The sequence below is a fragment of the Wenzhouxiangella sp. XN24 genome, assembly GCF_011064545.1.
Classification (GTDB): Bacteria; Pseudomonadota; Gammaproteobacteria; order Steroidobacterales; family XN24; genus XN24.
On record NZ_JAAMFG010000033.1, the window covers coordinates 1 to 3620 of the forward strand.

Annotated in this window: 4 protein-coding genes; all 4 read right to left on the reverse strand. The window is 59.8% G+C overall.

The annotated features are described in order from the left end of the window. Positions 1 to 341: 341 nt before the first annotated feature. The gene (locus G6032_RS07740; protein WP_165281577.1) at positions 342 to 1544 is read right to left on the reverse strand and encodes a hypothetical protein; all 1203 of its coding nucleotides are present in this window, start codon (positions 1542 to 1544) and stop codon (positions 342 to 344) included. 165 nt (positions 1545 to 1709) lie between these two features. Beyond that, positions 1710 to 2177 carry a GNAT family N-acetyltransferase gene (locus G6032_RS07745; protein WP_165281578.1) on the reverse strand — a complete coding sequence of 156 codons (468 nt, stop codon included), beginning with the start codon at positions 2175 to 2177 and terminating at the stop codon, positions 1710 to 1712. A 61-nt stretch (positions 2178 to 2238) separates the two neighbouring features. Continuing rightward, the gene (locus tag G6032_RS07750; RefSeq protein WP_240902089.1) at positions 2239 to 2520 is read right to left on the reverse strand and encodes a DNA-binding transcriptional regulator; all 282 of its coding nucleotides are present in this window, start codon (positions 2518 to 2520) and stop codon (positions 2239 to 2241) included. Positions 2521 to 3065: 545 nt separating this feature from the next. After that, positions 3066 to 3620 (reverse strand): hypothetical protein (locus tag G6032_RS07755; RefSeq protein ID WP_165281580.1); only part of this gene is annotated, 555 nt, incomplete at its 5' end.

The window sequence follows — 3620 nt, forward strand, 5'->3', positions numbered from 1 at the left end:
TGGCCGGAACCGCTAAGGCGCGCAGAACCAATGACATCCCGTTTCCCTGGCAGCCCTTGAACAACTGGGGCACGCAGTATAAGTCGGTCCCCGTGCACTTTGCCCTGTTAGCTCGGCTCATAATCTGTTGGTTCCAGGTTCGCCCTCGAGCCGCAGGCGACAGATCGGTACCTCGCAGAGGTGCCGGTACCTCCTGGCGGGCCCACCATGAAAAACAAGGGGTTAGGCGGGCTATGCCGGGAGGTGAAGGGATTGGAATCCCTTGGTGTGGGGCATAGCGGGTGACCTGCCGGCAACTGCTTGCGAACGAGCACGATATTCTCGCGGTTCTTCGCAGCTGATCACAGCCGCATGAACTGCTGGCGTGTCCGTGACCAGGCGTACCCCAACAGCACGGCCACAAAAAACACTTCGGCACCGAAATGGACGATGCTGCTGATCACCCTTTGCAAGGTTTCGGGGATGTCGAATGGCAAGAGCCCTGCGGCTATGTTCCAGATGACGTCGGTCACCAGGTTCGTGACATAGAGCGATACTTTGATCGTGAATATCGACACCAGTGCGGCGATACCGGACTCAACGGCAGAGGAAAGGAGCGGTTTGACGTCGCGTGAGTGCGCGATCGGCAGCAACATCCAGACACAGACAATAAATGAGGTTGATACACCGCTGGTTCGGCCGAGAAAGGGCAGGTCGGCACTGGGCACGACCTGAAGCCAGGTCAGTACGAGCACCGCCACGTAACAAAGCCCCCACAGCGTGAGCAGGTGCGGTGCCACCAGCGCCCAGTTGCGCTTGGCCTCGGCAGCCGTGAAATCGCGATCCTGCTCTTCAGCCTTCTTCATCAGCGCGCGCAGGTACACACCTACGAGTACTGCGGGTATAACCGGCGGATAGATCGCGATCCGGACAATGGTTGCGAACCCGTTTCCGGTTTCGAGCAGCAGCATCTGCAAAAAGCCGGCAGCCAATGCAAGGCCAAGGACCAGGAAGACCAGTTGCCTGAACCGCCGCATCGTGGTCTGCGATTCTTCAACGGCTTGCGGGAGCTGCCGGATATTGGTGGCCGTGACATAGGCGTCCTTCAGGCCATCAAGCGCGCGTCGACGTGCGGAATCCCATGAATAGGCGTCGTCGTCTTCAAAGAGCCTGGTGGAATGTCCTTCTGCCGGCGCCCCGTGCGTGCCCCACACAAATTGTTCGACTCCGACCGCGGCCGCGATCTCGCGAGCATCGCGGCGCCGGATGTCGAATCCCAGGACGCCGGGGACAGACTCGCCATCTGCCGAATTCCGAAGTTCACCGTCGAGCCAATTGCCCTCAGGGAGCTTCTTCTTGCGAGAGATGGGGTCCGGCCCGGAGCGCTTGTGCCGTTTCTTGCCTCTTAACTTCGCCAACGGAATGAAAACAAACGACTTGGCTTTATTGCGCTCCAGCAGGCGATCGAAATCGGCACTTCGCTTGCCCGGCTCCGCAACCAGCTCGAGACCATCAATCCTCAGGCGAACTTCCAATGGCTGATTCTTGTTCTTTTTTTCCGGCATGGAGCAGCTCAGTCACTCATCCGGAATATGTAGTCCACGAGCAAATCCCGATACCAGTGATCCTCTTCTTTGCTCATCATGTCTTGACTCGATGTTCGGCATGACTGCAGCGAGAGTAAGGGGAGCGGATACCGCGTGTAAACGCGCTGTCCTCGATGCAGGTTCCTACAACCCGACAGAGGTGGCGATCCGGTAAATACGGAAGCGATCGCCATCGCTGTTATACCCATCGTCCATCCGGCTCCAGCCGAATTTCTCGTACAGTCCGTCATGGGTGGTGCTCAGGAACAGCTCACGGTAGCCCGCGCGGCTCGCCTCGGCCCTCGCATGCGCCATCAGCGCCCCGCTCAGCCGTCGCCCGCGCCACGCCGGCTCGACATACAAGCAACCCAGCCACGGCCAAAGGTCCTGGCGACTGAGGAAGTCACTTACCAGCAGTGCGCAACAGCCGATGATTTCCATTTCTTCCATGAGGACATAAAAGCGAGGCAGACCCTTCGGCCCGGCGGAAGAATGCCGGGCGCAGTCGAGGTAGAAGGCATGATTGTCCTGGTTACCCCATTGGCGATGGATGTAATCCAAGGCCGGCTCGAGTCCGCCGGGATGTTCGAGGATATTGACGATGTGGGGCATGGGGTCCTCTCGTAGTGATCCTCTTCAATGTGACAGGTCCAGAGCAAAGCCTCGATCGACCTTAGATCACCGCCTCGAGACCCTTCCGCTCGATCAGGTTCAACAGCTTCAGGGAAGGCCCGCTCGGTTTCTTGTCACCCGCTTCCCACTTCTGCACCGTCGAGACACTTGTGTTCAGCACGGCGGCAAACACGGCCTGGCTTACGTGGGCGTTCTCCCGCAGGTTTTTGATCTTCCGCGGCGGCATTTCGTGCACGTCGAGATGGCACAGCGCCTCGAACTCGCCCATGCGACGCTTGCTGATCAGGCCCGCACCGTGCAGGCCGAGTGCCGTCTCATGCATCTCGCCCAGGAGCCTGCTCCTACGCTTTTTCTTCGCCATCTCTAACCTCGGCCATCTCCAGGACAGCGGCCCACAACGCCCCACCCGTCATACCGGACCGTTTCATCGACCGATCAAAGGTACGGGTCTTGAAGACTCGCATCGCCGCCGAAACATATCACTTAGTGCGATAGTTTGCCAATTGCAGTGCGGCCCGTTCGGGCGATGCTCAGACACGTTCGGTCCGACCTCGGTCCGGGTTCGGGCGGGCAAATCCGGCTGATGCAGGCGGTGAAAAAATCCTTACCGTTCTTCTAATTATCTATTTAACTCAAGCACTTGTACCTAGTGCTCATAATCCCTTGGTTCCAGGTTCGCCCGCGAGCCGCAGGCGACAGACCGGCGCCTGGCAGAGGTGCCGGTACCTCCTGGCGGGCCCACCATGCTTTTCAAAAGGTTGGAGTTTTATGCCGGGAGGCGAAGGGATTGGAATCCCTTGGTGTGGGGCATAGGTGGGGTCACGGGAAGCTCGCTCAGTGAGCCATCGCATTTTGATTGCCGGCCAGCTAGGGCATGGACAGGCGCGGTTCGCCAGTTTCCGGATCGAATGTCAGGCGCGCCAGGCGGGTCGTTTCCGAGAATCGCGCGTCGATCGCGATCTCGACATCGAGGTGCCCCGCGCTCCAGCGCAGGAAGGGGGGCGACTGCGCCGGTCCGCTGTTGCGCCCGCGTTCCAGGCCTTCCGGGAGCTCGTGAATCTCAATAACTCGCCCATCTGGGGTGATGCGAAAGAACAGCCGTCGCTCGTCGGAAAGGTCGTCACCGCGGCGTCGATCTCCACCGTATCCGAACAGGCGGAAGTAAAGCGCGTCGGCCTGCCAACCCTCGATCCAGGCCGACTTGGGGTTAGGAATGCCCCCAAAGTCAGGGACGGTCGCGACAAGCTCGGCGGTGCCGCGGCCGAGATCGCAGAGGTACACCCTCGCCTCGCGGTGAATCACCTGCCGGATGCCGCCGTTCGGGAAGGTGTTCAGGAAACCTGTCGGGTCTCTGACTCGCCGATACTCGAGCGTCACGGCCAACTGGTGTGATTGCGGCTTCGCAACCACATTACCGAGGCT

Excerpts from the sequence above, each read along its gene's own strand:
- G6032_RS07750 (WP_240902089.1), bottom strand. The coding sequence starts at position 2,520 with ATGCATGAGACGGCACTCGGCCTGCACGGTGCGGGCCTGATCAGCAAG.
- G6032_RS07745 (WP_165281578.1), bottom strand. The coding sequence starts at position 2,177 with ATGCCCCACATCGTCAATATCCTCGAACATCCCGGCGGACTCGAGCCG.
- G6032_RS07740 (WP_165281577.1), bottom strand. The coding sequence starts at position 1,544 with ATGCCGGAAAAAAAGAACAAGAATCAGCCATTGGAAGTTCGCCTGAGG.